The sequence below is a fragment of the Arthrobacter sp. 10T413_2 genome (assembly GCF_056394205.1).
In genome coordinates this window covers 1-5,073 of record NZ_JBFTHK010000246.1, presented here as the reverse complement: position 1 = coordinate 5,073, position 5,073 = coordinate 1, and the positions used below count along the sequence as shown (strand labels likewise).

The window sequence follows — 5,073 nt, the reverse complement described above, 5'->3', positions numbered from 1 at the left end:
AGCTCGCCCTGGACCTTGAAGGCGGCACCCAGATGATCCTGGCGCCCAAGGTTGAGGGTKGTTCGGGCATTACCGAAGATCAGCTCAACCAGGCCGTGGCGATCATCCGTCAGCGCGTGGACGGCTCGGGCGTCGCGGAAGCGGAAATCAGCACGCAGTCCKGCCGCAACGTCGTGGTCAGCCTCCCGGGAACTCCTGCCAAGGAAACCCGCGCCCTGATCCAGGCTTCCGCCGACATGAACTTCCGCCCCGTTATCCAGGCTGGCCCCGGCGCAGCGGTCCCCGAGGCGTCCCGGACCCCGGAGGCGCAGCTGCCCAAGCCGACGGCCGCGCCTGCCAACAGCAGCGACGAGAACTGGGTTACCCCCGAGATCTACAAGCAGTTCGAGGCGCTCGACTGTGACAACCCCTCGCAGGACAAGCAGCAGCGCTCCGACCCGACCAAGCCGCTGGTGACCTGCCAGCCGGCCTCGGCGAAGTCGCCGGCGATTAAGTACATCCTCGGTCCGGTGGAAGTCAAGGGCTCGAACATCAAGTCCTCCTCGTTCCAGCTGCAGCGCGGCGCCCAGGGTGCCGTGACCAACGAATGGGCCGTCAACATCCAGTTCGATGATGAGGGTACCGCCAAGTTCAAGGACGTCACCCAGCGCCTGTACCAGTTCTATGCCGCCGGCGGCGGTGAGTCGGGCTCGGATCCGAAGTCCCAGTTCGCCATCGTCCTGGACGACCAGGTCATCTCCGCCCCGCGTTCCCTGGCTGTCATCACCGACGGCCGCCCGCAGATCACCGGCGGCTTCACTGAGGATTCCGCGAAGGCCCTCTCCGATCAGCTCCGTTTCGGCGCCCTGCCGATCAGCTTCGAAATCCAAAGMGAACAGCAGATCTCCGCAACCCTCGGCGGGGAGCAGCTTCGCATGGGCATGCTCGCCGGCCTTATCGGGCTCCTCCTGGTAGCGGTCTACTCGCTGTTCCAGTACCGGGCACTGGGCTTCGTGACGCTGGCGTCCCTCGTGATCGCCGGTGTGCTCACGTTCCTGGCCATCGCCATCCTGGGCTGGACGGAAAACTACCGGCTTTCCCTCGCCGGCGTCGCCGGTCTGATCGTGGCCATCGGCCAGACKGCCGACTCGTTCATCGTCTACTTCGAACGCATCCGCGATGAGCTCCGCGAAGGCCGCGGCCTGGTCTCGGCCGTGGAGAACGGCTGGAAGCGGGCCAAGCGCACCATCCTCGCGTCCAAGGCCGTGAACCTCCTCGCTGCCGTGGTGCTGTTCTTCGTGGCCGTGGGCAACGTCCGTGGCTTCGCCTTCACCCTCGGTCTCACCGCGATCGCCGACCTCATCGTCGTCTTCATGTTCACCCACCCCACCCTGCAGCTGCTGGCCCGGACCAAGTTCTTCGGCGAGGGCCACAGGTTCTCGGGTCTGGATCCGAAGCGCCTGGGTGCTGTCCCGCTCTACCGCGGGGCCGGCCGGATCCGTACTCCGGAAGACAAGCCCGTGGCGGTGGTGCGCGCGAAGAACACCGGTGCGGCCGCAGAAGCCGAGCGCCGGATGACTATCGCAGAACGCCGCCTCGCCGAAAAGCAGGAACAGGCACAACAGGCACAGCTCGCCGGTACCTCCAAGAGCGCGTCCAAGGAGGGCAAGTAAATGGTCAACTTCTCAACGTTCGGCAATGAGCTCTACACGGGCAAACGCTCGTACGACTTCGTCGGCTACCGGAAGATCTGGTTCCTGATTGCCGGGATCGCCGTTGCCCTGTCCATCCTGATTCCGGTTGCCAAGGGCGGCTTCAACCTCGGCATTGAATTCCGTGGCGGCTCCGAGTTCACGGTGTCMAACGTCCAGAACACGGATGCGTCCCGCGGCGAGAAAGCCGTCAAGGACGTCGTGGCGGGGTCCGTGCCACGCGTGGCCAACGTCGCCGGCAATACCATGCGCATCCAGACGGACAAGCTGTCCGATKACGAGACGCTRCAGATCAAGGAAGGCCTGACCAAGGCCTACGGTGTGACCGACAACGAGGTGACGTCGACCTTCGTCGGCCCCACCTGGGGCGCCGACGTCACCAAGCAGGCCCTCATGGGCCTGGCGATCTTCGTCGGCCTCGCCGCCGTCCTGATGGCGCTCTACTTCCGGACCTGGAAGATGTCGCTCTCGGCACTTGCCGGCATGGCTGTCACGTTGTTCATGACCGCCGGAGTCTAYGCGCTCAGTGACTTCGAGGTGACGCCGTCKGCCATCATCGGCTTCCTGACCGTTCTCAGCTACTCGCTGTACGACACCGTGGTGGTGTTCGACAAGATCCGGGAGAACACCTCGGACATGCAGGCCTCCACCCGGAGGACCTTCGCCGAAGAGGTCAACCTGGCCATCAACCAGACCCTGGTCCGCTCCATCAACACCATGGTGGTAGCCATCCTTCCGGTCGCCGCGATCCTCTTCATCGGCGCCGGTCTGCTGGGTGCCGGGACCCTGCGGGACCTGTCCCTGGCGCTGTTCGTGGGCATCCTTGTCGGCACGGCCGCCACGATCTTCATMGCGGCGCCGCTGTACGCCTCGTTGCGGCAGGGCGAACCTGAACTGGTCAAGCAGGCCAAGCGGGTGGAACAGCGGCGCGCGGAAGCGGCCGCCAAGACCGCCGCGCAGGAATCCGCCGCCACCGCCTAGGCGGAGGCTCAAGCGCATCACCGGCGGGCCGGAGAACGTCCTTGGGGACGACCTCCGGCCCGCCGCCGTATCCGGGCCGGTTATCGAAGTATCCTGCTGCGGGAATACACTTGAATAATTAACCGGTCGCGAGAGGTGTTCCATTGGAAGAACGTTCGACGCCGGTGCCGGAGGCACCTGCGGGCAAGGGCCAAGGCCAGAGTTCTCAAACTGGCCTTGTGGCTCCCGGACGTCCTGATGTTCCCGTGCCGGTCGATAATTCGGGCGCCCGGCCCACGTTCCCCGGACGGCGTGAACGCACAAGGTCACGCCTTGCCCGACTGACGGGCCGCGGAGCCCCCGCTTACTCTCCGATCCTGGAGCCGTTGCTGCGCACCGTCCGGGCCAACAACCCCAAAGAAGACTTCGACCTCATCCAGCGCGCCTTCGTGGTGGCTGAGCGCTGCCACCGTGGCCAGAAACGCAAGAGCGGCGACCCGTACATTACGCACCCGGTGGCGGTGGCCACMATCCTCGCCGAACTCGGCCTCAGCGGCACCACGCTGGCCGCAGCCCTGCTGCACGACACCGTCGAGGACACCTCCTACACGCTGGCCGACCTCAAKGCCGAGTTCGGCCCGGAAGTGGCCATGCTGGTGGACGGCGTGACCAAGCTGGACAAGGTCAGCTTCGGTGAGGCGGCCCAGTCCGAGACCGTCCGCAAGATGGTCGTCGCCATGGCCAAGGACATCCGCGTCCTGATGATCAAACTCGCCGACCGGCTCCACAACGCCCGTACGTGGCGCTTCGTCTCGGCCGAGTCCTCGGCGCGCAAGGCCCGCGAAACCCTGGAAATCTTCGCACCGCTGGCCCACCGGCTCGGCATGAACACCATCAAATGGGAACTKGAGGATCTCTCCTTCGCCGCCCTCTATCCCAAGGTGTACGAGGAAATCGTGCGCATGGTGGGGGACCGGACCCCGGAGCGCGAGAAGAACCTGGCCGTCATCCGCAACCAGATCACCGAGGACCTCCGTGCCGCGAAGATCAAGGCAACAATCACCGGACGGCCCAAGCACTACTACTCGATCTACCAAAAGATGATCGTCCGCGATAAAGACTTCGACGACATCAACGACCTCATGGGCGTGCGTGTGCTGGTCGATTCGGTCCGGGACTGTTAMGCGGCCCTGGGCGCGATGCACTCTCGCTGGAACCCCCTCCCGGGGCGGTTCAAGGACTACATCGCGATGCCGAAGTTCAACATGTACCAGTCCCTGCACACCACGGTGATCGGTCCCGGCGGCAAGCCCGTGGAAATCCAGATCCGGACCCATGAGATGCACCGGCGGGCCGAGTACGGTGTGGCCGCCCACTGGAAGTACAAGGACCAGCCGAACCGKACGGCCGCGGGGCCCGGCAGCCCGCGCGACGGCGACATGGGCTGGCTGCGCTCCCTCGTGGACTGGCAGCAGGAAACCTCGGACCCCGGCGAGTTCCTCGACTCCCTGCGCTTTGAGATCAACGCCCGCGAAGTGTTTGTTTTCACCCCCAAGGGTGAGGTCATGGCCCTGCCTGCCGGCTCCACCCCGGTGGATTTCGCCTACGCCGTGCACACCGAAGTTGGTCACCGGACCATTGGCGCACGCGTCAACGGCAAGCTCGTCCCGCTCAACAGCGAACTGAACCATGGCGACTGGGTGGAGATCTTCACCTCCAAGGCGGAGGGCGCCGGACCCAGCCAGGACTGGCAGCACTTCGTCAAGAGCGCCCGCGCCCGGAACAAGATCCGGCAGTGGTTCAGCAAGGAACGCCGCGAGGAAGCGATCGACCGCGGCAAGGACCTGCTCACCAAGGCGATGCGCAAGCAGAACCTTCCGCTGCAGCGGCTCATGACCCACGACGCCCTGGCGGCAATCGCGGAGGACTTCAAGTACGCGGACATCTCCGGGCTTTACGCCGGCGTGGGCGACGGCCACACCTCCGCGCAGTCGGTCATGGAGCGGCTCGTGGAGAGCCTTGGCKGGAATGAGCACCCGGACGATGCCCTCACCGAGGTCTCCATCCCCACGCAGGTCAGCAAGGCCCGTTTCTCCGATTCCGGTGTTGTTGTCCGCGGCGTGGACGACGTCTGGGTGAAGCTGGCCCGGTGCTGCACGCCGGTCCCGCCGGATCCGATCCTTGGGTTCGTCACGCGCGGCTCGGGAGTCTCGGTTCACCGGACCGACTGCACCAACGTCAGCGGCCTGATGGACCAGCCGGACAGGATCGTGGAAGTGGACTKGGCGCCGACCCAATCCAGCGTGTTCMTGGTGGAGATCCAGGTCGAGGCGCTGGACCGCAAGTCGCTGCTCTCCGACGTCACCCGTGTGCTCTCGGAAAACCACGTCAACATTCTGGCTGCGAGCGTCCACACCTCTAC

At 65.2% G+C, this 5,073-nt stretch carries 3 protein-coding genes; all 3 read left to right on the top strand.

All coding sequences use genetic code 11. From position 1 onward, the window contains the following. Positions 1-1,652, top strand: a 1,652-nt coding sequence (gene secD / locus AC1DBQ_RS21635; RefSeq protein WP_476930474.1) for a protein translocase subunit SecD, incomplete at its 5' end; no start/stop codon positions are given. Beyond that, positions 1,653-2,672, top strand: coding sequence for a protein translocase subunit SecF (secF, locus tag AC1DBQ_RS21630; protein WP_476930473.1), 1,020 nt, complete (start codon positions 1,653-1,655; stop codon positions 2,670-2,672). A gap of 218 nt (positions 2,673-2,890) precedes the next feature. Further along, positions 2,891-5,073 (top strand): RelA/SpoT family protein (locus AC1DBQ_RS21625; RefSeq protein ID WP_476930472.1); only part of this gene is annotated, 2,183 nt, incomplete at its 3' end.